Here is a 25469-nt window from a genome sequence, read left to right as displayed (position 1 = left end):
AGAAAGGGGATCTTTATGAACGAACGCTACTCAAGGCAAGTCCTTTTTCCCGGCATCGGTAAGGAAGGCCAAGAAAAGATAAGAAATAAGCATGTGTTGATCATCGGCGCTGGGGCCCTTGGTTCGGGAAATGCGGAAATCCTGACCCGCGCCGGCATAGGCAGATTAACCATCGTCGATCGGGACTATGTAGAAACCAGTAATCTGCAGCGCCAGCAGCTTTATACGGAAGAGGATGTGGCTGAGAAATTACCTAAAGCTGCTGCTGCAAAAAAACGTCTTCAGGCAATTAATTCAGAGGTTGAAATCAATGCCATAATTGGTGACGCCACACCGGAACTCCTTGAAGCGCTAGCAACTGGTGTCGATTTGATGCTTGATGCGACCGATAATTTTGAAACGCGGATGGCGATGAACGATGTTTCCCAGAAATACAACATTCCTTGGATTTACGGGGCATGCGTCGGCAGCTATGGGATGAGTTTTTCCATCATTCCGGGGAAAACGCCGTGCTTAAATTGCCTGCTTAGGACCATTCCACTTCAGGGGATGACCTGTGATACGGGCGGCATCATTTCTCCGGCCGTGCAAATGGTCATCGCCCACCAGACTGCTGAAGCGTTAAAGATGCTGGCCGAGGATTGGGATGCAGTCCGCCAGACGTTTGTCAGCTTCGATCTATGGAGAAATCAATATACGAGTCTGAAAATGTCGAAGGCCAAACACACAGGCTGCCTATCCTGCGGAGAGGAGCGGACATATCCTTATCTCGACCGTGAGAATATGACAAAGACCACCGTTCTATGCGGGCGCGATACCGTGCAGATCCGCCCTGCCACACCTGGGGAAATTTCGCTGGAACAGCTCGCCAGCCAGCTTAGCTCGCTCGGCTATACGGTAAAAGGCAATCCATATTTAGTGTCAGTTGAAATGGGCGAGGAACGGATGGTCATTTTCCAGGACGGCCGCGCACTTATTCACGGGACAAAAGACTTGACTCACGCAAAATCAATTTATCAAAGAATATTAGGATAATATAAGGAACCCGCCCGTACCATGATTGGTGCGGGTTTACATATTTCAACAAGTTTCACGTGAAACATTTGAAATATGTCGAAAGGATGTGAAAGACTATTTTTTCGAAAAAAAGCCGATACTCATGTAGAATAGAACAGAGACCGAAAATGAGGAGTATTTGAACGTGAATATATCTGTCCAAAAATTATTAGCCAAAATGGAAGAAGAATTGAAGCAGGCACGGGCAAGCCATAAAGAAGAAAGCTTGCGGGAAAGGGTTTACTCTATTAAAATATTATGCGAATTGATATTGGAGGAGAATCAGTCCGGACGGAATGTACAGCCTGCAACGGCCGCTATTCAACAAGCGGCAGCAGCTCAAGTATTGCAGCAGGCAGCCTATCAGCCGGCCATTCCGGAGCCAATTTTTCAACAGCCGGCCATTGCTGCACCACAGCCGAAAAAATTGGAACTAGACGATGAGGCCAACGGCGATTCGCTGTTTGATTTTTAAATAGAAAAGCGGAAGCGCCTTGACCAGCCCCGACAAACATAAGACAAGCCTTCTTGACGGATTGGCTGTAGACCACAGAGGGGCTAGGCGCTGCAGCTAGACAAAAGGGGAGAATAACATGAAAACTTTTATTATCATCGGCGCCATTAATGCCTTTTTGGCAGTCGCACTTGGTGCCTTTGGGGCACACGGGCTAAAGGACAAATTAGATGCTCATTATCTTGAGATTTGGAAAACCGGCGTTACCTATCAAATGTTTCATGCAACCGGTATTTTAATCATTGCCCTGCTTCTTGGAAAAGCTGCGACCAGCTCTTTATTTACTTGGTCAGGCTGGCTGATGCTTGCGGGCATCATTTTATTCAGCGGAAGCTTGTATGTATTAAGCTTAACAAAAATTGGACCGCTTGGCGCCATCACCCCAATTGGCGGCGTTTGCTTCTTGGCTGCTTGGGTATTGATGATTCTCGGGGCAGTTAAAAACTTTTAAGCAGGAAAAAAGCATTGAGACATGAGCTCAATGCTTTTTTCCTCCGCCTAGCTCCAGCGCCCGCCTGGGGGCTTGCAGTTCATAAGCCCAATCCGCGTCAAGAAGGCTAAAGACAAGCCTTCTCGCCGGCTGGTCTGCAGCCTTGCGCCCCTGGACAAGGTGCTTTTCGCTTTTAATAGTTACCTCGGTGGGAAAGTACTTAATTGCTGTCCTCCGCCGAACGGATATTCATACTCGATTTCTTCAGAGAATGTGATGTAATCCACGGCCACCATCGGAATCAAGAAGCGGGTCCCTTGTTGCGGATCGCTTAAGATGACATGGTCACGGCCGGCTGCCTCGATAATTCCTCTAAATTCTTTCGCATTCCACTGTGAGTTGCCTTCAAATGTAGCAAATACAGATACAAGCTTGCCTTTGTTTAAGCGTAAAATATTCTCAATATACGATTGTTCAATTGGCAGCATGCCTGGAGCGGCACCTCCACCGACTGGCGGTGTTGACGGAACAGCTCCTCCTGGCGGAAATCCTCCCGGCGGAAATCCTCCGGACTGAGTGGGAATAAATCCCTGCCCGCCAGCGATTGGCTGGGCCCCTTGCATCCCGGCTCCACCAGTATAGGGCTGAAATCCTTGAGGATTGTAATATTGGCTCATTTTTTTCCCTCCTAAAATAAATAAATCAATAGCCCAACAATCTATACATACTCGGAAACCTATAATTGGTTCCTACTTCTCGCTGTTTTATTAGTATGAGGGAAAGTTAAGAGATATGACTTTAGGACGAGGCGCAAATGAAAAAAGCTCCCAGCTTTGAGTTGGGAGCTTTTAAACGAGTTATACGTGTAAGAAATTTGGAATGCGCTCTTCCTCTAACAGGCTGCCGACAAAGAATGCGCCAAATTCGCCGTAGCGTGCGCTGACTTCGTCAAAACGCATTTCATAAACAAGCTTTTTAAATTGCAGCACATCGTCCGCAAACAGGGTTACGCCCCATTCGTAATCATCGAAACCAACGGAACCGGTGATGATTTGGCGCACCTTGCCTGCATACTGGCGGCCGATCATGCCGTGACTGCGCATCAGATTGCGGCGCTCCTCCATCGGCAGCATGTACCAGTTATCATTGCCCTGGCGCCGCTTATCCATTGGATAAAAGCAGACATACTGTGTTTTTGGCAGAGTAGGATATAGGCGTGCCAAAATTTGCGGGTTCTGGTACGGATCCTCACCGGCTGGCAGGTAGTTGCTGAGCTCGACAACGGACACGTAAGAATGAGCCGGCACGAGGAATTCAGCAAATTTGGTTTTGTTGAATTCGGTTTCAATTTGGTTCAGTTCTTCCATCGTCGGACGCAAAATCATCATCATGAAATCTGCCTTTTGGCCTACGATTGTATATAAAGCATGGCTGCCTTCTTTTCGTTCTTGGGTGGTGTTCCATTTTTCAATCAGACTTAAAAACTCGTGAATCGCCGCTTGGCGCTCATCTTCAGAAAGCATCTTCCAGGTGGTCCAGTCCACAGTGCGGAAATCATGCAGGCAGTACCAGCCATCAAGCGTTTGTGCTGCTTCACTCATTAAAATCACTCCTATGTAATCATTCTACTTAAACAACCATAACTATACCATAGTTTGACCAAGGTTTCCCCAAATAAACCTTTTAAGGATATTTTTATGAAAAAAAGAGAATAGTAAAAAGTAGAGTGTCATTTTTTGAAAAAATAAATTTTTTTCGTGGAAACGCTGTCTGTGATTTACTTCGCTTGAAAAATATAATTGGTCAAGTATGCTGATTTTAAGGAGTTTTTTTAAAGGAGTGTTAGGTGTGGATTTGTTTGAAGGACTAAAGAAAAAAATTTCCGGACGCGGCTTGAAAATTGTTTTTCCAGAAGGGTTGGATGAGCGGATTGTCAGAGCGGCCGGCCGCTTAGCGGAGGAAAATCTGCTTTCACCCATCTTGGTTGGGAATATAGAGCAGGTTCAGGCAAAAGCGCAGGAGCTTAGCGTATCCTTGGATGCTGTCGAAATTTATGACCCGGCGAACTACGCGGGGATGGATGAGCTTGTGGCTGCGTTTGTGGAACGCCGCAATGGCAAAGAAACCGAAGAGGATGCCCGCAAGATTTTATTAGATGAAAACTACTTCGGCACGATGCTGGTATATACAAATAAAGCACATGGACTTGTCAGCGGTGCGGCCCACTCGACTGCCGATACCGTCCGCCCTGCCTTGCAAATCATTAAGACCAAGGCTGGCGTGAATAAAACCTCTGGCGTGTTTATCATGGTCCGCGAGGATGAGAAATATGTTTTTGCGGATTGCGCTATTAATATCTCACCTGACAGTATGGATTTAGCGGAAATCGCGATTGAAAGCGCGAAAACGGCGGAAAAGTTTGATCTCGAGCCGCGCGTTGCGATGCTTAGTTTTTCCACTAAGGGTTCGGCGAAATCAGAGGAAACGGAACGGGTTGTGGCTGCTGTAGAAGAAGCAAAACGCCGCGAACCGTCGCTGGTGCTGGACGGAGAATTCCAGTTTGACGCTGCGTTTGTCCCTTCTGTGGCAAAAAGCAAGGCACCTGGCTCCGTACTGCAGGGTGATGCAAATGTATTTATCTTTCCTAGTTTGGAAGCAGGAAATATCGGCTACAAAATTGCCCAGCGCTTAGGCGGGTTTGAAGCAGTCGGCCCGATTCTTCAAGGCTTGAATGCACCGGTGAACGACCTTTCCCGCGGCTGCAACGAAGAGGATGTCTATAAGCTGGCGTTGATAACTGCGGCACAGGGATTGTAATGGTGTTTTGCGGGCTGGTCCGAGGGTGGGCTGGCTCTTTTTTGGGGTCTGATTTGTGATTTGTAGATATATGGCGGAAATCTGTAGATATAATTGAATTTGTGTAGATATCTCTTAGAAATTTGTCGATAAGTTTCAAAAATACGTAGATATATCTCAACAATGTGTCGATATCCTGCTTAGAGATATCCCAAACTATTTTTTCCTGAAGCATTTTGATAAAATAACTCCATCATACCGTATAAGGAGCAACCAAAATGGAGGGTTTATTGCGACAGCCACAGTGGCGGATTATTGACCAGTCCTCGGTCGGGCCGCATTTTCAGGCAGTACAGTCATTTGGCATTGACGATACGCTGTGCGCCTCGGTCGGGTCGGGCCAGGCCCCGGCAACGGCACGCACGTGGGTGCATCACAACACGATCGTCCTCGGCATACAAGATACAAAACTGCCATTCTTACAGGAGGGCATTCAATTTTTACAAGAAAAGGGCTATCAGTCTATCGTCAGGAATTCCGGCGGACTTGCCGTGGTTCTCGATGAAGGGGTCCTTAACATCTCGTTGATTCTTCCGGAGGCGGAAAAAGGAATCGACATTAACCGCGGCTATGACGCGATGTGGGTGCTAATCCAGCGAATGTTTGCTGATTTCCCGCACCAGATTGAAGCGAGGGAAATCGTTGGTTCCTACTGCCCGGGCAGCTATGACCTCAGCATCGGCGGAAAAAAATTTGCCGGCATCTCGCAGCGGCGTTTGAGAAAAGGTGTCGCAGTCCAAATTTATCTTTGTGTAAACGGCAGTGGGTCGGAGCGTGCCGAACTTGTTCGCGAATTTTACAGGATTGCCAAACGGAATGAGCAAACCAGGTTCTCGTACCCGGAAATCGTTCCCGATGTGATGGCGTCCCTTTCAGAGCTTCTCGGTGTCCAGTTTAGCGTTAGTGATGTAATGCTCAGGCTGTTAACGGAGTTGAAAAATAACAGTGACCGGCTGTTTGCCGGCCCGTTAAATGAATACGAGCTAGAGCTTTTGCCGGGCTACTGCCAGAGAATTGTCGAGCGGAATGAAAAGCTGGCGGAGCTGTAGTGAATCCGGCAAAGCCTGCTGCCGTTACAGCTTTCGCCAATTGGCGGGCCTTATCCGCAAGTCAGGGCTGGCGTGGGGTGTATTAAAGAAGCTAATTTATCAAACCAAGCAAAAAGGCCGTCACATCCTTTATTAAGGATGTACGGCCTTTTTTGAATAAAGATGCTGTGCGTCTCTCTCCCTGTGCTTTCTGTCTAGAGATTTATTCGGCTACCTTTTCGAGGTTCCCGTTGCGGTCCATTTTGAACTTTGTTGCCGGACGTTCCTCTTCCTCAAAAAGAACAAGCTTGCGGGCGCGGTTCATAATTTTCATGAGGGTCTCGTAATCTTCCTGCATCGTTTCGCGGTTATCCTCGAGATCCCTGACTTTTGAGCTCAATTCTTCATTCTGCTGTCTCAGGTCAGCAATTTCTCTTTTCAATCTTTCATTCTCAGTTTTTAATACATCATTTTGCAGATTGGAATGTTTAAAGTTTTCCAAGAAAGCAATGATGGTATCCATTGTGAGACCTGATGCGGATGCTGTCACGGCTGGCCTGTAGGTTTGTACCGGCGCTGTTTGTGGCTGCGTCTGCACCAGTGATTCTACTGCCATTTCAACCGTCATGTCCTGCATTTCAGCAGAGGCTTCAGGCGCTGCATCACTCTGAACGTTTAAAACTCCTAAATCTTCGGAGACTGGAACCGGCGGATTATAGAGAAGCTTTTTCTTGCCGCCTTGATCTTTTCCTAGGATTCTTTGTCTTTGTTTGCGCTGTTTTTTCGCTAACTGCAACGCTTTTTCATAGCGATGGCGGACAACGGCGTTCCATCTGAAACCGCAGGCTGCTGAGGTCCGGTTCAATTTGTCACCTACCTCTTCAAATGCATTCAGTTGGGTGCTGCCCTCCCTCACGTGTCTGAGGACGGTTTCGGCCAAAAGCAAATCGTCTTCATCTGTCCATGCATCTTGACGAACTTTCATATTTTTCATCTCCCTAACATAATTTCCACATGATTTGCCGGGCAAATTCCGGCGAAATTATAAAAAGTTCTAGTCTTATGATGGACAAGTTTTCTAGGCTTTATACCAAAATGGTTAAAAGGATAATAGATTTTTTTGCTAATAGGTTAAATGAAAACTCGCCGATTGGCGGTTGTTGTGCGGCGGTTTTATTGAGAAGTAGAACCATGATTGCTAAACTTTGCAACTTGCATTGAAAACAGAGAAAATGTAAAATACGTTAGTAGTTCATTGTACGGACCAAGGATTTATAAAATTTTTTTCATTGTAATTTCAATATGGTAGTTGGTTAAACTATTATTTATAGATTGTTTATGTAGAAAGGGTTGTAAAAGATGTCCAATGAATTTCGCGTGTGCGACGATTGTCAGGCCGTAAATTTAAAGACATTGATCCCTCGTCTGAAAGAGATTGATCCGAATGCCGAAATCAAAGTCGGCTGCCAGTCCTATTGCGGGCCCGGCCGAAAAAAGACGTTCGCCTTCGTCAACAACCGCCCGCTCGCGGCCCTGACAGAAGAGGAATTAATGGAGAAAATCAATAAAAAGCTAAAATAATCACCTTCTAACACTGGGCCAAGGTGATTTTTCTTTTGTATCGAAGGGCGGGTGTCCACCTCAGGCTTCCAGTGCAGTGCCTGGACATTGTAGTTGTTGCCACAGATAACAACTTAGTGATACTTAATATTGTTACGACGCTAATGTCGAAAAATACTGAGGAAAATTGCTGAATTTTGGATGATTTTGCCTTTTGATGGGGATATAATAGAATCAAATGAAAACTCGCCGATTGGCGAGTCAGATAGGACGAAGACAGAGGCGTAATGAATTTATGCGTTTAGAAATATGCAGGAAGAGGGAAGCGAATGGTGTATTCGGCGGAGAAATTGAGCGAAGAAAAAGTGTTTAAGGACCCCGTCCACCGCTATGTCCATGTCCGTGACCGGGTGATTTGGGATTTGGTCGGAACGAAGGAGTTTCAGCGTCTGCGCCGCATTAAGCAGCTGGGTACGACTTTTTTGACCTTTCACGGCGCGGAGCACAGCCGATTTAATCATTCCCTCGGTGTTTATGAAATTGTCCGCCGCATCATTGATGACGTGTTTGAAGGCAGGCCTGAATGGAGCGACGGTGACCGCCTGCTGACGCTTTGTGCTGCCTTGCTTCACGACCTCGGCCATGGGCCATTTTCCCATGCCTTTGAAAAAGTGTTCGGCTTTGATCATGAAGACTTCACTAGGGCCATCGTTCTCGGTGATACGGAGGTCAACAGGGTTCTCCTGAAGGTCAGCCCTGATTTTCCAGAAAAAGTAGCGGAGGTTATCGCCAAAACCTCAGAAAAGAAAATGGTCGTCAGCCTGATTTCCAGCCAGATTGACGCTGACCGGATGGATTATCTCCAGCGCGATGCCTATTTTACCGGGGTAAGCTACGGACAGTTTGACATGGAGCGGATCTTAAGAGTGATGCGCCCGCGCGAGGAACAGGTTGTGATTAAAAAGAGCGGCATGCACGCGGTTGAAGACTATATCATGAGCCGTTATCAAATGTATTGGCAGGTTTACTTCCACCCGGTATCCCGCAGTGCAGAAGTGATTCTGACGAAAATCCTTCATCGTGCCAAGGAATTGTACAAGAAAAACTATTCTTTTAACCATGAACCGCTTCATTTCATTTCGTGTTTCCGGGAGCAAGTGACATTAGAAGACTACTTAAAATTAGATGAATCAGTGATTATGTTTTATTTTCAAATTTGGCAGGATGAGGCCGATCCAATTTTGAGCGACCTCTGCCGGCGTTTTGTGAATAGAAATCTATTTAAATATGCGGAATTTGATCCAGCAAAGGAATACAAAAAGCTTGCTGAATTAACGGTGCTTTTTGAAAAAGCAGGCATAGACCCTGAATACTACTTGGTGGTTGATTCCTCCTCCGACTTGCCATATGACTTCTACCGGCCGGGTGAAGAAGAGGAGCGGCTGCCGATTCATCTGTTGATGAAAAATGGCGATTTGCGGGAGCTTTCCCGTGAATCGGAAATTGTCGATGCGATTTCGGGGAAACGAAGAACGGACCATAAGCTGTATTATCCAGCCGATTTTATTGAGGATACTGCCAGCGGGGCAGAGTGGAAACAGAAAATCCGCGCCCTTTTACAATAAATATTGTTAAATGGAGTAGGAGTTGACGAACATTGCTTAAAGATCATGCCAAGCTGATGCAGGCAATTCTAGTTTCCGGTGAAATTATCGGAAGAAAAAAGCTGCAGAAGATGATATATATTGCCAAAAAAATTGATTTCCCATTTCAGGACCGTTTCCAATTTCATTTTTACGGGCCATATTCTGAAGAATTGACCACCCGTGTGGAGGAGCTTTGCAATATGGGCTTTCTCAATGAAGTGAAGGAGAAAAAAGGCGGCTATTTTCAATATCGTTATACGCTGACCGATGCGGGCAGGGAATTCCTCAGCCTGAACGAGGTAGACATGCCGCATCTAGCGGATTGCATGGGCGATATGAATGACCAGAATGCTAGATTCCTTGAGCTCGTCTCCACGGTTTTATATTTTGATAATCTTCCAAAGGAAGAAGTGGCCCAGAAGGTGTTTACGCTTAAAAGCAGCCAGCGCTATACAGAAGCAGAAATTGATGAGGCCTATCAGTACATTGAAGCATTGAAAGTGAAAGTAATACAGCAAGTGTAGAGATAGATTGAGCGCCCGCGCCCGTAAAGAGGACAGGGCGCTTTTTTGTTGTGATTTTTCTTTGTGCAATATATCCATTTTTTATAAAATTTGTTATGATTTGTATAACAAAGCAGGCGATGGAGGTTTAGTTATATGGGGGAATTTGCAGGATTGGTAGCCATTGTCATGGTATTTACAATTCCGATAATTGCGATTGTAGGCGGATTATCACTTCAAAAGACAAAATTGCAAGGCAAAATGGTAAAGGACCAGTTGGAACTTGAAAAGTTAAAGCACCAAAACTACTTAATTGAAACGGAAAAAATGAGACTCGAGCTCGAAAAAAAACAGCTAGAAAGCCCCAAAAACGACTTTAAACTATAAATATAAAAAATAAAGTGTGAATCCCATGCAAGACCTAGCGGATTCACACTTTATTTACTTTATTCGGGATAGTGCCGGTCCAAGGCGGACAAAAGTCAGCAAGCGGTGCTTGACACCCTATTTGTCGCTGAAGCGAACTCCTGCTTGTGCGTAGTGGTTCTTGCTCATTTCTTCGATGAAAATGGTGATGTTTTCTTTTGGTGCGCCGGTGGTTTCGCTAACGGCGTCGGTTACTTTTTCAACAAGCGCCTTCTTTTGCTCATCAGTGCGCCCTTCTAGCATTTTTACGGTTACGTATGGCATGATTTTTTCCTCCTTTTAATGGGTCATGATTGTAGTGTTCCACAAACGGCCAAAATGTGCAAGAATCGTCGGCACATTTGGTTTTCTTTTTCATTGCGGTTTCATGTATACTTATAGGAAACTAGAGAGATACCAAGCTGTTTTTTCACGAGAGAGGAGAAATCCATTTGGAAGGTTTTAGTCGCTTTTTCGCATACCCGCCTGCGTTGATTCCCTACGTCGCGATTACGCTCGTGTTTGCCTTTACGTTTCACGAATTTGCCCATGCTTATGTTGCCTATAAATTCGGCGACCACACTGCCCAAAAGCAAGGCCGCCTGACGCTAAACCCGCTGCAGCATCTTGATCCATTCGGGACCATTTTAATTTTTATCGCTGGCTTTGGCTGGGCCCGTCCTGTTCCGGTCAACCGCTTTTTCTTTAAAAAGCCGCGCCTTGCTGGAGTGCTTGTGTCCGCTGCCGGACCCCTGAGCAATTTGGTGCTGGCCTGCCTCGGCTTTATTATCGCCTATGGACTGAACCGGTTTGGGGTTAATGCACCAGATCGTTTATATGATTTTTTTGAAATCTTTATTCAGCTCAATGTGGTACTGTTCATTTTCAATCTGCTTCCCCTGCCGCCGCTCGACGGCTACCGGATTGTCGAAGATTTGGCGCCTAATGATGTCCGGGCCAAAATGACACAATATGAACAGTATGGGATCTTAATTTTTCTGATTTTAGTCATCACACCGCTTGATAACTATACGATTCAGCCGATTTTCAGCGCTGTTATTCCATGGGTTACTGGGGGATTAAGCAATTTCTTTTATGGTTTGTTTTTTTAAAAGGAGGTCTATAGCATCAATGGAAGAAAACAAGAAAAAACTAGGTTTTAATATTATTAAAAGCGACCCGACGGACGGGCACAAGGGCTATGGCAAGGGGGCATTGAGTCTTGATAATGTTTCGCCGGTCATTATTGACGTCGATGCCGGAGAAGCAGAGATTGATGTCGGCGCGATGCATGCTCGCAGCGTCGTCGAAAAAGGGATCAAATTCCTTCCGAATCAGGACGAGGTGCCAAACGGCAAGCCGTATTGGCTTGTGTGGGTGACGATTGACCGCAAGCCGGAAGGTCCTTATTATGCGGGAGTGACGGCCTGCTATATGACTGTTGACCGGGAAATCCGCCGCGGTTACAAGTCGCTGCCGGAGCACGTTAACCGTATGGATAAATCGCTGAAGCGTCATATTATTGTTGACCATATGGATGATAAATCGAAAAAGGTGCTAGCCGATTTCTTGCGCAGCCATAACGAAGAGTTATGGAATAATTCGACCGATGAACTGAAAAACGGTTTGCAGGCTGAGTAGAACATTTTGGAAAAATCAAGCCTCATTTAACGCTAGTTATGAACATTTTTTTACAAAATTAAATGATGTGAATCTCTTGTAGTTTTTTTCAAAAATGGGTAGTATTATAAGAAGTGTGAAAACACTGTAAGATTAGGACAGGAAAAAGCTCCGGGGCTGACCCGGGGCTTTTTCCGTTATGTTAGCTAATCGGACTCGCCAATCGGCGGGTTTTCATTTAACTCCATGGAAGGATGCGTTTGTACCATGGGGTTTTTTGGCCGCCGCCATCCTTATCATGCTTTTTCGAACCGTCTTTGCCGATATGCTCGGTGCAATATTCGGTTGGTTCAGTGCCAGTCACGTAGTAGGTGAAGCGGCGGACTGGACAATCCCTGGTCGCCAGCTTACCGTTCGCCGGGTCGACGTAAAGCCCGATGACACCCTCCTTTGGCGGCTTGAAGGCCTTGACAGGCTTGCCGTCTAAAGCCTCCTCCATGAAGTTCGCCCAAACGTTTTTCGCATACGTTTTTTCGGCAGTTACATCAAGCGGTTTGCCGATATCATAGCCTGCCCAAACGGCTGTCACCAGCTGGGGTGAGAAGCCGATCATCCAGCTATCCGTTTCCGTCGAACCCGATTTTCCGGCATAGGGGCGGGTCAAGTCTTTGATGATAGTGCTTCCTGTAACCCTGGCATAGCCGCTAAGCTTAGGGTCGAACACACCGGTCATCATCTGCGTCATGACGAACGCTTTGGCAGGGTCCAACACCTTTTCCTCTTTATTTTCCTTTTCAAAAATGACATTGCCATTAAAGTCTTCCACTCTTGTAATCAAGTTCGGGCTGACCTTTTTGCCGCCATTGGCGAACATACTATAGGCGTTTGCCATTTCAATCACTCGCACCCCTGAGGTGCCCAGCGCAAGTGATGGCACCTTCGACATTTTGGTGGACAGGCCGAATTTCTTCGCTGTATCAATTAATGTTTCTTCCCCTAAAAAGAGGTGAGTTTTTACGGCAAAAATATTATCTGAAACCGCAAGGGCCTGGGCAAGGGTAATCTCGCCGTCAGCATACTTGTTGTTAAAATTATGCGGCGTATAATCGGCCTGGCCGTCGTCAAATTGGAAGGTCGTAAACTCGCTCCGCATCGTCGATGATGGCGTGAAGCCGTGCTCGAGTGCCGCATAGTACAGGAGCGGCTTGATGGTTGAGCCCGGCTGGCGGACCGCTTGGACAGCCCGGTTGAACGGACTTTTTTCATAGTCCCGGCCGCCGACCATTGCCTTGACATTGCCGTTTTTCGGATCCATTGCAACAAGTCCGACCTGAATTTCTGAGGACTTTGAGACATATCGATTGACCTGCTGCTCTGCCGCCTCCTGCTGTTTCATGTTCAGCGTCGTATAGACCTTTAGGCCGCCAAGGGCGATCGTCCGGTCATCGAGATGCAGCTGATTTTTTAAGGCCTTTTTGACCGCATCCTGAAAATAAGGGGCAGTCCTAGCTTTGTGTGTCGGGTATTCGCCCACGAAGACAAGGCGCTGCCCGGCAGCAATTTGGGCGGCATCTTTCTTGATGTATCCGTTTTTCACCATGCTTTGCAAAATGATGTTTTGTCGTGCTTTCGCGTTTTCGATCGACCGAAGCGGCGAATAAATGCCCGGCCCCTTCGGAATGCCGGCAAGCAGGCTTGCTTCTGCCAGCGTGAGGTCGGCCGCTTTTTTACCATAATAATATTGGCTGGCTGCTTCAACCCCATATGCGCCATTGCCATAATAAATTGTATTTAAATAGCCTTCGAGAATTTGTTGTTTAGAATAGTTCATCTCGAGGCGGATGGCATAAAAGGCTTCGGTCAGCTTTCGCGTCCATGTTTTGTCATGTTCGAGGAAAAGGTTCCTTGCATACTGCTGGGTGATGGTGCTTGCCCCCTGAACCTTGGCGAAGGCCTGGATATCGGCGAGAACAGCCCCGGCAATCCGCTTATAATCAAACCCATGATGCTCGTAAAAATTCTTATCCTCAATCGCGATGGTCGCATTGACGAGGTCCGGAGAGATATCATCAAGCTTCGCCCAGTAACGCTTCTGTCCGTTATTGCTTTCGCCGATCAGCGTTCCGTCGTCAGCGAAAAATAACGTCGACTGCGGGACGGCGAGCGGCGGCGGTCCTAGTATTTTCGCATAGGCGAGGACGCCGAGGAAAAGCACAAGCATACAAATCATGCCAATCAAACTGATGATGATTAGGGCACGCAAATATTTAACTGTTTTTCGAAAGCCGTGATTTGTCATGATTTCCATGCTAACTTCACCCCCTGTTTTTTTGTAAGTTTTCTAACGGGAAATTTTGGATTTTGAAAAAAACCGATAGTAATAGTATTGAAAAAATAGACTCTTTTTAAACAATTTTTTGCAAGAATTTGAAACATTTTTGCTAGACTTTTTCCTGTGTTTGTAATTCAATAGTTTGGGTAGTATAAGTTTGAAGTGTTTATTTAGAAAAAAGAGGAAAGGAAGTTGGTTAGATGGGCGGACTTTGGTTTACGGAAAAGCAGACCGAGAACTTTGGGATCACGATGAAAGTGAATCAAACTTTACATACAGAACAAACCGAGTTTCAAATGCTGGAAATGGTAGAAACAGCCGAATGGGGCAACATGCTCTTGCTAGACGGCATGGTCATGACTTCGGTAAAAGACGAGTTCGTTTACCATGAGATGGTCGCACATGTACCGTTATTTACGCATCCCAATCCGGAGAATGTGCTGGTTGTCGGCGGCGGTGATGGCGGCGTCATCCGCGAGGTGTTGAAGCACCCTAGTGTGAAAAAGGCGAAGCTTGTCGATATCGACGGGAAGGTCATCGAATATTCGAAAAAGTTTCTGCCTGAGATTGCCGGCTGGCTTGACGATCCGCGTGTCGATGTCCGCGTTGATGACGGGTTTATGCATATTGCCAATAGTGACAATGAGTATGATGTTATTATGGTAGATTCCACTGAACCGGTTGGACCAGCAGTGAACCTGTTTACAAAAGGTTTCTATGCCGGAATTTCCAAAGCGTTGAAGGAAGATGGGATTTTCGTGGCCCAGTCTGACAACCCGTGGTTTAAAGCGGATTTGATTCGCAACGTGCAGCGCGACGTTCGTGAAATTTTTCCAATTACCAACCTCTATGTTGCCAATATCCCAACCTATCCAAGCGGCCTGTGGGCGTTTACGATCGGCTCGAAGAAATACGACCCGCTTGTTGTCAGCGATGACCATTTTCATGACATTGAAACACGATACTACACTAAGGATCTCCACAAAGCGGCTTTCGTACTGCCGAAGTTTGTGGGAGATTTGTTGAAATAGGCTATTTCTTTTTTAGTTTGTAATCCTATGTGCATGATTGAGTAAGAAAAAGTGGAAAACAGGCACGTAGAGAGGTCATACGAGCCCGAACAGGGTGGAAACCAGGGAAACCGGTAAAGTAGAGAAGTTATACGAGCCCGAACTGAGTGAAAACCAGGGAAACCGGTCGCGTAGAGAGGGTATACGAGCCCGAACTGAGTGAAAACCAGGGAAACCGGTCGCGTAGAGAGGGTATACGAGCCCGAACTGAGTGAAAATCAGGGAAACCGGTCGCGTAGAGAGGGTATACGAGCCCGAACTGAGTGAAAACCAGGGAAACCGGTCGCGTAGAGAGGGTATACGAGCCCGAACTGAGTGAAAACCAGGGAAACCGGTCGCGTAGAGAGGTTATACGAGCCCGAACTGAGTGGAAACCAGGGAAACCGGTCGCGTAGAGGGGTTATACGAGCCCGAACTGGGTGGAAACCAGGGAAACCGGTCGCGTAGAGAGGTTATACGAGCCCGAACTGAGTGAAAACCAGGGAAACCGGTCGCGTAGAGAGGGTATACGAGCCCGAACTGAGTGAAAACCAGGGAAACCGGTCGCGTAGAGAGGGTATACGAGCCCGAACAGGGTGGAAACCAGGGGAACTGGTCAAGTAGATAGTGGCTTGGGATACATATGTTTTGGAGTAACTAAACTAATAATTTAAACATAAAAAGTGAGGAATGTTTGATGCGTTTTGATGAAGCGTATTCGGGGAATGTGTACATTAAAAGCAACCCGAATTTTGAGGAGAGTCAGGTTGTATTATATGGAATGCCAATGGATTGGACGGTCAGCTACCGCCCGGGTTCCCGTTTCGGCCCGGCGCGGATCCGCGAGGTGTCGATTGGGCTTGAGGAATACAGCCCATACCTCGATCGCGAGCTTGAAGAAGTAAAATATTTCGATGCCGGAGATATCCCGCTTCCGTTTGGGAATGCGCAAAAGAGCCTGGATTTAATTGAAGATTTCGTTGACCAGGTGCTTGCTGCTGGCAAGTTTCCATTTGGCATGGGCGGGGAGCACCTTGTTTCCTGGCCGGTTATGAAGGCTGTTTTTAAAAAATATCCGGATTTGGCGATTATCCATATGGATGCCCATACCGACCTGCGTGAAAATTATGAGGGTGAGCCGTTATCGCACTCTACACCCATTCGAAAAATCGCAGAGCACATTGGACCGGAAAACGTGTATTCGTTCGGCATTCGTTCTGGAATGAAGGAAGAATTCGAGTGGGCCAAGCAGAATGGCATGCATATTTCCAAGTTTGAAGTGCTTGAGCCGTTAAAGGAAATTCTGCCAAAGCTGGCCGGACGCCCTGTATATGTCACAATCGATATTGATGTCCTTGATCCGGCCCACGCACCTGGAACCGGTACGGTTGATGCAGGCGGAATCACTTCCAAAGAGCTGCTTGCTTCGATTCATGCCATTGCCCATTCTGAGGTCAATGTGGTCGGCTGCGACCTTGTTGAAGTTGCGCCAATCTATGATCCATCCGAACAGACAGCCAATACCGCGAGCAAGCTAATTCGTGAAATGATGCTGGGATGGGTGAAATAAGTAGTGGGGGCCATTTGGTTCCGATGAAGGAATGCGCAAAAATAAAGGGGAACTGACCCCCAACAGGATGCCTGCCCTTGTTTTGGGTAGGCTTCTTTTGATTTGCAGGCTTTCCATGTTTATAATAGGAAAAGTATGCGAAACGGCGTGTAAGTCAATGTTATAGACAAGGACAGAGAAAAATGAGCTTACCAAAGTTCCTTTTTTCAAAGAGGGAAGTGCAGCATGGAGATTCCGGTAAAGATTAACGTGAAGACGACGATTGATGAACAGGAAACGTTTGAACTGACGGTGTTTGGCCGCTACTTTCAAAAAGATCAGGCTTCCTATCTGCAGTATGAAGAAGTGATGGAGGAGGGAGCTGTCCGCACAATTGTGAAGGCAGCGCCAACCCAGGACGAGGCCCTGATTTTAAGGAGCGGCGCGGTGAAGATGCGGCTGCCTTTTCAGCTGGGAAGAAAGCTTCGAGGCAGTTATGAGATGCCGTTTGGAACGTTCGAGACAACGACGAAGGCACGGAAACTGGACCATTCATTCAAAAATGGCAGCGGACAAATTAGTATCCTATATGATTTTGCCATGCAGGGGACGCCTGCCGGTACATACCATTTAGAAATAAGTTTTCAGGAGGAACAAAAATGAATATTGTGGGACAAGTGCAGCAAAAGATTAAGGAGGAAATTCGGGCGGCGGTGCTGAAGGCAGGGCTTGCGTCCGAAGAGCAGATTCCAGATGTGATTCTCGAAACTCCGAAGGAGAAGGCGCACGGCGACTATTCGACGAATATGGCGATGCAGCTGGCGCGGGTGGCGAAGAAGGCGCCGCGGATGATTGCAGATGCTCTTGTGGAAAACTTCGATCGTTCCAAGGCTTCGATTGAAAAAATGGAAATTGCCGGGCCGGGGTTTATTAATTTTTACATGAATAATTCGTATTTGACTGAGCTGATTCCAACGATTTTGCAGGCTGGCGACAAGTATGGCGAGACGACAGTTGGCGGCGGCCAGAAAATCCAGGTGGAGTTCGTATCGGCGAACCCAACCGGCGACCTTCATTTAGGACATGCTCGCGGTGCGGCGGTCGGTGATTCTTTAAGCAACATTTTAGCCAAGGCGGGCTATGACGTATCCCGCGAGTATTACATTAATGATGCGGGAAATCAGATTAATAACCTGGCGCTATCTGTTGAAGCGCGCTATTTCCAAGCGTTGGGAATGGAAAAAGAAATGCCGGAGGACGGCTACCATGGAGCGGACATTGTTGGGATCGGCAAGCAGCTTGCGGAAGAGTTTGGCGATAAATATGTAAATGTCTCCGAAGAAGAGCGGTTCGAATTTTTCCGGGAGTATGGCTTGAAATACGAAATGGAAAAATTGCAGAGGGACCTTGAGGACTTCCGTGTCCGCTTTGATGTATGGTATTCGGAAACATCTCTTTATAAAAATGGGAAAATTGACACGGCGCTGGCGGCATTGCGGGAGAGCGGCTATATCTATGAGCAGGACGGGGCAACCTGGCTGCGTTCCACCGACCTTGGTGACGACAAGGACCGCGTGTTGATTAAGCAGGACGGCTCATATACCTATCTAACGCCGGATATCGCGTATCACAAGGACAAGCTCGAGCGCGGCTTTGAAAAATTAATCAATATTTGGGGAGCGGACCATCACGGTTATATCCCGCGTATGAAGGCGGCCATTCAGGCGCTCGGTTATGACCGCGAGGCGCTCGAGGTCGAGATCATTCAGCTTGTTCATTTGTATAAAAACGGTGAGAAGATGAAGATGTCGAAGCGGACCGGAAAGGCTGTCACGATGCGGGATTTGGTCGATGAGGTCGGCCTTGATGCGACTCGTTACTTCTTTGCGATGCGCAGCTCGGATACACATTTGGACTTCGATTTGGATCTGGCGGTGTCCCAGTCCAATGAAAACCCGGTGTATTATGCGCAGTATGCTCATGCGCGGATTTGTTCGATTTTGCGTTCTGGTGAGGAGCAGGGCTTTGCTGTGGATGCCGGCGTTGATTTTTCAAAAGTCGCTTCTGAAAAGGAAATTGATTTGTTGAAAAAATTGGGCGAGTTCCCGCATGCGGTTGGCGAAGCAGCGTTGAAGCGTGTACCGCACCGGATTACTAATTACATTTTTGAATTGGCATCGACGTTCCATAGCTTTTACAATGCTGAGAAGGTGCTTGATCAAGGCGCGCCTGAGCGGACCAAGGCGCGTCTCGGATTGGTGAAGGCTGTGCAGATTACATTAAAGAATGCGCTGGCGTTGATTGGGGTTTCGGCACCGGAAAAAATGTAATTTTTGAATAGGTTTTGGTAATGAGGTTCCTTCAATTTGAGGGGACCTTTTTAGAATTATTTTAATGGGTAAGTAAAATTGAAAAAGTGGAAAGTAAAGTCCGCAAGTTGGAAAGTATTTTTGAAAAGTGGAAAGTATTTTTCCGGAATTGGAAAATAAACACCTTAAAACGGAAAGTAAATGAATCGGGGACATGTTACCGGGGGTAATTTTTCCATAAGAATGCCAAAAAATATGAATACCCTCCAAAAAAATGCAAATAGTATTAGTGTACTTATTTGTGAGGAGTGAACCGAACGCATGAATGTAGGAAGAGCGAAGGAAATCATGGAATCCGCTGATATGATTAATGTGACCTATGAGGGAACGCCGGTCATCATCCAGCATGTGGACGAGGCATCGAAAATAGCGCGGATATATTCCAGGACAAAACCTGAACATGAGCAGGACGTTCCTGTCTTAAATTTAATTGAAGAATAAAAGAGTCTCCGGGGTCGGGGACTCTTTTTGCTGGCGTTATTTAATATCAAGGGCACCTCCGCTAATCCGGTTAAAGCCGCGAACCTTGCTTAAATCCTCCACCAATTTCAAACAGGCCTGATCCTTGGCTTTCGCCTCAATCATGAAGTCAACATCCTGCCCAGCCTCTTTTAGCAATGTTAAAAATGGCATGATAAACTCTGGGTCCACGAAATCCGCATGGGAGCGGTATTCTTTTTCCGACTTTGGGGAGGAGATATGCACTTTCGGCAAGAGACTTGGCTTATGAGACCATGTTTGAAAAATGCGCGGCAGCAGTTCCTCAAGCGGCCTAGTGCAAGGATTGGCCATATGGTGATGGTAATCAAAAACGAACGGGATCGCCTCTTCTTCGCAAACAGCCAGCGTTTCTTCCGCTGTATATGTTTTGTCGTCATTTTCTAAGGTCATGATCGTTTTGATATGAGCAGGCAAGGTTCTCAGATTTTGGTGGAAACGGGAAAGGGCCTGTTGTTTGTCACCATAAGCACCACCGATATGGATGTTAATCAGGCTATCTGCCGCAACTCCCATGGCATCCAGCATTTGAAAATGGTAGGTCATGTCGATAACTGCGTTCTCTGTAATTTGCGGCTTTGGCGAGGTAAACAAGGTAAATTGGTTCGGGTGAAAGCTGACTCTTAGGTTGTGCTTTTTCACAAGGCTGCCAATTTCCAGCCACTCGCTGCGGAATGGGGCGACGAAGTCCCAGCGCACCTCCGGGTGGGTGGCAAGCGGAACAATGGAGCTGGAGAAACGGTACAGCTCCAGCTCATGAGCCACATTATAATGGAGCATCCGCAGTGTATGGTTCAGATTTTGTTTCGTAACCTCGCGGAGCTTGGCCGCCCGCTCCTCAGAGTTCAACTGTTGATACCGCGCAAACGTAAGCGTCTTGGCAGGGGAAGCATCCCACAAACTAATCGCATGCGAAACATACCCAAAGCGAATTCTCATTAGTCCCACCTCCCATCAAAATAGTTCATCCCCACTGCAGTGCCTGAAACCTTATAAAAAGTAAGAAACCACTCCAGCAACAGCTTCTTTCATAGATCTGGCCAAGTTTGGTTTGTTCAGCTGCTCAAGTGTGAGCCGAGTGGAGTCGTGGATGTCTTTATCCAATATGTCTTTGATTCGGTCAATAAAGTTTGGGTCGTAGATGTAGCAGTTGATTTCTTGGTTTAAAAAGAGGCTGCGTTTGTCAAAGTTAGCGGTACCGATGTCGGCAACTTTGTCGTCGATGACGATGGTTTTAGCATGGTAAAACCCTTTATTATATTGATATACCAAAGCGCCTTCCCGAAGCAGCGTCCGTAAATAGCGGAATGACGCCTCCTTCACGAGTGCATGGTCAGAAATTGATGGAACAATGATTGTCAGACAGACGCCGCGCTGCACAGCCTTCTGCAGCTCTGCGATAATCTTCCTGCTAGGAATAAAGTAAGGTGTGCCGATGGTAATCGATTTTTCGGCCAATTGGATAAGGCTGATGAACATCCTTTCCAGCTGATTGGCTTCTGTTGGAATAAATTGCAGGCGGACGGAGCCCTTAGGAAATTTCGGGAAATATTTCGCCTCATTCTGCAAGTTAACACCCGTGCACCGCTCCCAATCCATCAGAAATTCACTTTGTAAAAAATTGACACTTTCATTGCTGATTTTTAGATGATAATCGCGCCATGGGCCAAGGCGCGGCTCTTCATCAATATACTCCTTTCCAATATTAAAGCCGCCCAAATAGCCTATACGACCATCTATAATCGAAACCTTGCGGTGATTCCGGACCTGCATCGAATAAAAGAGATAGGGGAACTTCACCGGATTGCTGAAGGCAAATTCGACGCCCGCCTCACGCAGCTCTTCAATGGCAGCACTATTTACTTTCCAGCTGCCAAGACGATCCAGCAGCAAGCGGACCTCAACACCTGCTCGTGCTTTTTCTTTTAAGATGGAAAAAAAATCCTGACTAAAGGCATCATCCTTTACAATATAAAACAACACATGGATATGTTTTTCTGCATCAAGAAGGACGGAGAAATAATCGTGAAATAACTTTTTGCCATGAGTAAAAATGTCCAAATCACCATGCAGGATGGGAGTTTCCATTTTTCTTACAGAAGAATGATGCTTCTGTCGCCCTAGACAAAAGTCCAGAACAACCCATATAATGAAAAATGAGACAATTCCGAAAAAAATGACGAAAAAATTCATTGGAAAACCTTCCTCCAATCAGTTTCGTTAGTTTTTCCAACAACAAACATTTCTATAAGTTAGTAAAAATGGATTGACTGAATGCTCATTCATATTATAATAGAGTTAAGGTAAGTTCAGAAAATTTGTTATTTTGAACAACAAGTAAAAAAATTAGGGGAGAAATCAACGAAAGGGGCTTATTTCATGAATGGACTTCTATGGGTCAACCTTATTGCCTTCTTGGCCGTAACCGCTTACGCTCTCAGCCTGTTCGTCTATGTTGTCAAAACACGGATCGAATATATGAAGCTCGGCAAAAAGGCAGAGTTTGACAACAATGTCAAAGAACGACTGCAAAAAATCTGGGTTATGGTATTCGGGCAGAAGAAGCTTTTAAAGGATAAAAAGAGTGGTGCCATCCACGTTATGTTCTTTTACGGCTTCATTCTTGTTCAATTTGGAGCAATCGATTTTATTTGGAAAGGAATTGCACCAGGCTCACACCTTCCGCTTGGGCCGCTTTACCCAGCATTTACATTCTTCCAGGAAATCGTCACTTTAGTCATTTTGGTGGCAACTTTCTGGGCATTTCATCGCCGTTATGTTGAGAAACTTGTCCGCTTAAAGCGAGGCTTTAAATCAGGACTTGTCTTAATCTTTATCGGCGGCTTAATGATTTGGGTGCTGTTAGGAAACGGAATGGACTTGATCTGGCATGGCGAGGAACCTTCTTGGTCAGAACCGGTTGCATCTCTCATTTCGATCATCTTCGCCGGTATCGGCAAAACAGCAGCAGTATCCATCCTTTATGTTGCATGGTGGCTGCACTTGATTTTCTTATTGGCATTCTTAGTCTATGTACCGCAGGGGAAACACGCCCACTTAATCGCCGGCCCTGCAAACGTTTACCTGAATCGTTTGGATAAGGCGGGAAAATTGAAAAAGATTGACTTTGAAGACGAATCCGCTGAATCATTTGGCGTAGGAAAGATTGAAGACTTTACACAACTGCAAATGGTTGACTTCTATGCTTGTGTAGAATGCGGCCGCTGTACTAATATGTGTCCGGCAACCGGCACAGGCAAAATGCTGTCGCCAATGGATTTAATCGTGAAAATGCGTGATCACCTCACCAACTACGGTGCAGCTGTAACGCAAAAGCAGCCATGGGTGCCAACCTTCGCATTTGCGAATACAAAGGGCAACCAAATTGCACTTGCAGCAGCTGGTCAAGGCGCGTCTGAAACAGCTGCAACTTCCGTCTACAGCCCTAGCCTGATCGGCGATGTCATCACGGAAGAAGAAATTTGGGCTTGTACAACCTGCCGTAACTGTGAAGACCAATGTCCGGTTATGAACGAGCACGTTGAAAAAATTATTGACCTTCGCCGTTACCTAGTTTTAACTGAAGGGAAATTGGACGCTGATGCACAGCGCGCGATCACGAACATCGAGCGTCAGGGCAACCCTTGGGGCTTGAACAGAAAAGAGCGCGAAACATGGCGCGAAGCTCGTGAAGACGTTGAAGTGAAAACAGTAAAAGAAATGAACAAAGCTGGCGAAGAGTTCGAGTACCTGTTCTGGGTTGGCTCAATGGGCTCTTACGACAACCGCAGCCAGAAGATTGCGTTGTCCTTCGCGAAGCTATTAAATGAAGCAGGCGTGAAGTTCGCTATCTTAGGAAACAAAGAAAAGAACTCTGGCGACACGGTCCGCCGTCTTGGAAACGAGTTCTTGTTCCAAGAGCTTGCAAACAATAATATTGCAGAAATTGAAAAGGCAGAAGCGAAGAAAATCGTTACGATTGACCCGCACGCCTACAATATTTTCAAAAATGAATATCCTGATTTCGGGCTGCAAGCTGAGGTTTACCACCATACGGAGGTTCTTTTCGAACTAGTCCGCGATGGCCGTTTGAAGCCAAAACATGCAGTAAACGAAACGATTACGTTCCACGATTCTTGTTATCTGGGCCGCTACAACGACGTTTATGATCCGCCGCGTGAAATCTTGAAGGCCATTCCTGGCGTAAAGCTGGTGGAAATGGAACGGAACCGCGAGAAGGGAATGTGCTGCGGTGCCGGCGGAGGCTTGATGTGGATGGAGGAAGAAACTGGACACCGTATCAACGTGGCACGGACCGAGCAGGCATTATCGGTAAACCCATCGGTCATCAGCTCCGGCTGTCCATACTGCTTAACAATGCTTTCCGATGGTACGAAGGCGAAAGAGGTTGAAGATAAGGTTGCAACCTATGATGTGGCAGAGCTTCTTGAAAAAGCTGTCTGCGGTGAACCTGCAGCAGTGGCATCGTAACACCGAAAATTGAATTTTATAATAGCAGAGGTTGATTGTATACGCGCAGAAAAATTTTAGGAATTTTGTGTAAAACAATTCAACTTCTGCTTTTTATTTTGTACAATAGAATATGTAGATAAAAACGCTTACATTTCCTTTTTTATTATGCGCGGGCAGGGAGGCCCCCTGGACCTGCGTTAGTTTTTGCAGCAGCGTTGAGCGAGCGTTCAGTCGATGGTGAAATCAGCACGCTCCCATTTTTTATGTGCCAGTGACTGAAAATTAGGAAAAGGCAAAATTGTTTTTTTGTAGAAAAACAGGGGAAAGGAATGTTTCGAATGAGCAGAACGGTTATTTTAAGTGGAGTCAGAACGCCCTTTGGTAAATTAGGCGGGGCATTGAGCAGCTTTAGCGCTTCCCAGTTAGGCGGCATTGTCATTAAAGAAGCGTTGCAACGTGCCAATGTGAAGCCGGAAGACGTGCAGGAAGTGATTTTTGGATCAGTCCTGCAGGGTGGACAAGGGCAAATCCCATCCCGCCAGGCAGCAAGGGCCGCCGGACTTCCGTGGGAGGTTAAGACAGAAACAATCAACAAGGTCTGCGCATCAGGCCTGCGCAGTGTCACGTTAGCGGACCAAATCATCCGCGCCGGCGACGAGGAACTCATCGTAGCGGGCGGTATGGAATCAATGTCAAATGCTCCATACATTTTGCCCAAAGCAAGATGGGGCCTACGAATGGGCGATGCGGCTGTTCAGGATTTGATGATTCATGATGGGCTGAGCTGCAGCTTTACTGGAGTGCATATGGGGACGTATGGAAACTCGACCGCTGAAGAAATGTCCCTTAGTCGCGAAGCACAAGATGAGTGGGCATTAAGAAGCCACCAACGGGCAATCGAAGCAATTGAGAGCGGCAAGTTTGCCGAAGAGATCGTGAAGGTGGAGGTGCCGCAGCGCAAAGGAGCGCCGGTTGTCGTCGAGCATGATGAAGCGCCGCGGAAAGATACCTCTTTGGAAAAATTAGCGAAGCTTGGACCGGCGTTTAATGGCGAAGGTACCATCACAGCCGGAAACGCACCAGGGGTCAATGATGGGGCTGGTGCTCTCGTGTTGATGAGCGAGGAACGTGCGGAGCGTGAAGGCCGGCGGGTCGAAGCGGTCATTATCGGCCAGGCAGCGATAGCGGTTGAAGCCAAGGACTTCCCGCAAACACCGGGACTTGTCATCAATGAAATTTTACGAAAAACAGGCCGAAGCCTTGAGGAAATCGACTTGTTTGAAATCAACGAAGCGTTCGCGGCCGTAGCGCTTGCGAGCGGCCAAATCGCCGGCTTGGACCCGGAGAAGGTCAATGTTAACGGCGGTGCGGTTGCCCTTGGCCATCCAATTGGCGCAAGCGGAGCGCGCATCATCATTACCTTGATGCACGAGTTAAAGCGCCGCGGAGGCGGGATCGGAATCGCGGCCATCTGCAGCGGCGGCGGTCAGGGCGATGCGGTTATGATTGAGGTACCGAAAGCATAGTGGTTCATTGCTAAATAGGATGTATCGCATGGCGATTCGGTTACTGTCGTATGGG

The 25469-nt window shown here is 46.9% G+C and carries 25 protein-coding genes; 18 read left to right on the top strand and 7 right to left on the bottom strand.

The features are described from left to right. Positions 1-15 precede the first annotated feature (15 nt). The 3 genes from ACZ5AE_RS27970 (at position 16) to ACZ5AE_RS27960 (ending at position 2021) form a co-directional block, all read left to right on the top strand. Complete coding sequence (locus ACZ5AE_RS27970) at positions 16-1035, top strand: thiazole biosynthesis adenylyltransferase ThiF (RefSeq protein WP_464568148.1); 1020 nt, start codon at positions 16-18, stop codon at positions 1033-1035. Positions 1036-1201: 166 nt separating this feature from the next. Then, positions 1202-1531, top strand: a complete 330-nt coding sequence (locus ACZ5AE_RS27965) for a YwdI family protein (protein ID WP_464568146.1) — start codon at positions 1202-1204, stop codon at positions 1529-1531. A gap of 118 nt (positions 1532-1649) precedes the next feature. Further along, complete coding sequence (locus ACZ5AE_RS27960; protein WP_464568144.1) at positions 1650-2021, top strand: DUF423 domain-containing protein; 372 nt, start codon at positions 1650-1652, stop codon at positions 2019-2021. Positions 2022-2200: 179 nt separating this feature from the next. On the opposite strand, the gene gerQ is transcribed toward ACZ5AE_RS27960, so the two are convergent. Further along, entirely contained in the window at positions 2201-2677 is a 477-nt protein-coding gene (gerQ, locus tag ACZ5AE_RS27955) for a spore coat protein GerQ (protein WP_464568142.1), read from the bottom strand. A 180-nt stretch (positions 2678-2857) separates the two neighbouring features. Next, entirely contained in the window at positions 2858-3601 is a 744-nt protein-coding gene (hemQ, locus tag ACZ5AE_RS27950) for a hydrogen peroxide-dependent heme synthase (RefSeq protein WP_464568140.1), read from the bottom strand. A 247-nt stretch (positions 3602-3848) separates the two neighbouring features. On the opposite strand from hemQ, the gene pta reads away from it, so the two are divergent. Together pta and lipL are read left to right on the top strand one after the other, a co-directional pair. Beyond that, a complete protein-coding gene (pta, locus tag ACZ5AE_RS27945) occupies positions 3849-4817 on the top strand; it encodes a phosphate acetyltransferase (RefSeq protein WP_464568138.1) in 969 nt (322 codons plus the stop codon). Positions 4818-5074: 257 nt separating this feature from the next. Next, positions 5075-5905 carry an octanoyl-[GcvH]:protein N-octanoyltransferase gene (gene lipL / locus ACZ5AE_RS27940; protein ID WP_464568136.1) on the top strand — a complete coding sequence of 277 codons (831 nt, stop codon included), beginning with the start codon at positions 5075-5077 and terminating at the stop codon, positions 5903-5905. Between the two features lie 202 nt (positions 5906-6107). On the opposite strand, the gene ACZ5AE_RS27935 is transcribed toward lipL, so the two are convergent. Beyond that, positions 6108-6869 carry an RsfA family transcriptional regulator gene (locus ACZ5AE_RS27935; protein WP_464568134.1) on the bottom strand — a complete coding sequence of 254 codons (762 nt, stop codon included), beginning with the start codon at positions 6867-6869 and terminating at the stop codon, positions 6108-6110. 374 nt (positions 6870-7243) lie between these two features. On the opposite strand from ACZ5AE_RS27935, the gene ACZ5AE_RS27930 reads away from it, so the two are divergent. The 4 genes from ACZ5AE_RS27930 to ACZ5AE_RS27915 all read left to right on the top strand — a co-directional run bounded on the left by ACZ5AE_RS27930 (position 7244) and on the right by ACZ5AE_RS27915 (position 9980). Further along, complete coding sequence (locus tag ACZ5AE_RS27930) at positions 7244-7465, top strand: YuzB family protein (RefSeq protein WP_464568132.1); 222 nt, start codon at positions 7244-7246, stop codon at positions 7463-7465. 308 nt (positions 7466-7773) lie between these two features. Further along, positions 7774-9069: an HD domain-containing protein gene (locus tag ACZ5AE_RS27925; protein ID WP_464568130.1), complete on the top strand. Its 1296-nt coding sequence runs from the start codon at positions 7774-7776 to the stop codon at positions 9067-9069. Between the two features lie 32 nt (positions 9070-9101). Further along, a complete protein-coding gene (locus tag ACZ5AE_RS27920; protein WP_464568128.1) occupies positions 9102-9614 on the top strand; it encodes a YwgA family protein in 513 nt (170 codons plus the stop codon). 135 nt (positions 9615-9749) lie between these two features. Continuing rightward, positions 9750-9980: a hypothetical protein gene (locus ACZ5AE_RS27915; protein ID WP_464568126.1), complete on the top strand. Its 231-nt coding sequence runs from the start codon at positions 9750-9752 to the stop codon at positions 9978-9980. A gap of 117 nt (positions 9981-10097) precedes the next feature. Here ACZ5AE_RS27915 and ACZ5AE_RS27910 read toward each other — a convergent pair whose 3' ends face one another. Continuing rightward, positions 10098-10283: a 2-hydroxymuconate tautomerase gene (locus ACZ5AE_RS27910; RefSeq protein WP_464568124.1), complete on the bottom strand. Its 186-nt coding sequence runs from the start codon at positions 10281-10283 to the stop codon at positions 10098-10100. A gap of 167 nt (positions 10284-10450) precedes the next feature. Here ACZ5AE_RS27910 and ACZ5AE_RS27905 point away from each other — a divergent pair, with 167 nt between their 5' ends. Together ACZ5AE_RS27905 and ACZ5AE_RS27900 are read left to right on the top strand one after the other, a co-directional pair. Then, positions 10451-11110: a site-2 protease family protein gene (locus tag ACZ5AE_RS27905; protein WP_464568122.1), complete on the top strand. Its 660-nt coding sequence runs from the start codon at positions 10451-10453 to the stop codon at positions 11108-11110. A gap of 19 nt (positions 11111-11129) precedes the next feature. After that, complete coding sequence (locus ACZ5AE_RS27900) at positions 11130-11639, top strand: YwhD family protein (protein ID WP_464568120.1); 510 nt, start codon at positions 11130-11132, stop codon at positions 11637-11639. A gap of 217 nt (positions 11640-11856) precedes the next feature. On the opposite strand, the gene ACZ5AE_RS27895 is transcribed toward ACZ5AE_RS27900, so the two are convergent. Further along, positions 11857-13926 (bottom strand): transglycosylase domain-containing protein, encoded by a 2070-nt coding sequence (locus tag ACZ5AE_RS27895; RefSeq protein WP_464568118.1) that lies wholly within the window; start codon positions 13924-13926, stop codon positions 11857-11859. A 224-nt stretch (positions 13927-14150) separates the two neighbouring features. On the opposite strand from ACZ5AE_RS27895, the gene speE reads away from it, so the two are divergent. The 5 genes from speE (at position 14151) to ACZ5AE_RS27870 (ending at position 19358) form a co-directional block, all read left to right on the top strand. Continuing rightward, complete coding sequence (gene speE, locus ACZ5AE_RS27890; RefSeq protein ID WP_464568116.1) at positions 14151-14981, top strand: spermidine synthase; 831 nt, start codon at positions 14151-14153, stop codon at positions 14979-14981. 715 nt (positions 14982-15696) lie between these two features. Continuing rightward, positions 15697-16569, top strand: coding sequence for an agmatinase (gene speB / locus ACZ5AE_RS27885; protein WP_464568114.1), 873 nt, complete (start codon positions 15697-15699; stop codon positions 16567-16569). 225 nt (positions 16570-16794) lie between these two features. Then, positions 16795-17211: a YwiB family protein gene (locus ACZ5AE_RS27880; protein WP_464568112.1), complete on the top strand. Its 417-nt coding sequence runs from the start codon at positions 16795-16797 to the stop codon at positions 17209-17211. Next, positions 17208-18878 carry an arginine--tRNA ligase gene (argS, locus tag ACZ5AE_RS27875; RefSeq protein WP_464568110.1) on the top strand — a complete coding sequence of 557 codons (1671 nt, stop codon included), beginning with the start codon at positions 17208-17210 and terminating at the stop codon, positions 18876-18878. The genes ACZ5AE_RS27880 and argS overlap by 4 nt, the downstream gene beginning before the upstream one ends. Positions 18879-19178: 300 nt before the next feature. Then, a complete protein-coding gene (locus tag ACZ5AE_RS27870) occupies positions 19179-19358 on the top strand; it encodes an H-type small acid-soluble spore protein (protein WP_464568108.1) in 180 nt (59 codons plus the stop codon). Positions 19359-19394: 36 nt separating this feature from the next. Here the strand turns inward: ACZ5AE_RS27870 and uvsE are convergent, their stop codons facing one another. Both uvsE and cls read right to left on the bottom strand, forming a co-directional pair. Then, the gene (gene uvsE, locus ACZ5AE_RS27865; protein WP_464568106.1) at positions 19395-20354 is read right to left on the bottom strand and encodes a UV DNA damage repair endonuclease UvsE; all 960 of its coding nucleotides are present in this window, start codon (positions 20352-20354) and stop codon (positions 19395-19397) included. A gap of 51 nt (positions 20355-20405) precedes the next feature. After that, positions 20406-21608 (bottom strand): cardiolipin synthase, encoded by a 1203-nt coding sequence (gene cls / locus ACZ5AE_RS27860; protein ID WP_464568104.1) that lies wholly within the window; start codon positions 21606-21608, stop codon positions 20406-20408. 186 nt (positions 21609-21794) lie between these two features. Here cls and ACZ5AE_RS27855 point away from each other — a divergent pair, with 186 nt between their 5' ends. Continuing rightward, on the top strand, positions 21795-23906 hold the full coding sequence (locus tag ACZ5AE_RS27855) for a (Fe-S)-binding protein (protein WP_464568102.1): 2112 nt from the start codon (positions 21795-21797) through the stop codon (positions 23904-23906). Between the two features lie 320 nt (positions 23907-24226). Continuing rightward, the gene (locus tag ACZ5AE_RS27850) at positions 24227-25414 is read left to right on the top strand and encodes an acetyl-CoA C-acetyltransferase (protein ID WP_464568100.1); all 1188 of its coding nucleotides are present in this window, start codon (positions 24227-24229) and stop codon (positions 25412-25414) included. Positions 25415-25469 lie beyond the last annotated feature (55 nt).

The sequence above is a fragment of the Neobacillus sp. S1227 genome (assembly GCF_055385255.1).
This window is presented reverse-complemented; position numbering and strand designations above follow the sequence as displayed.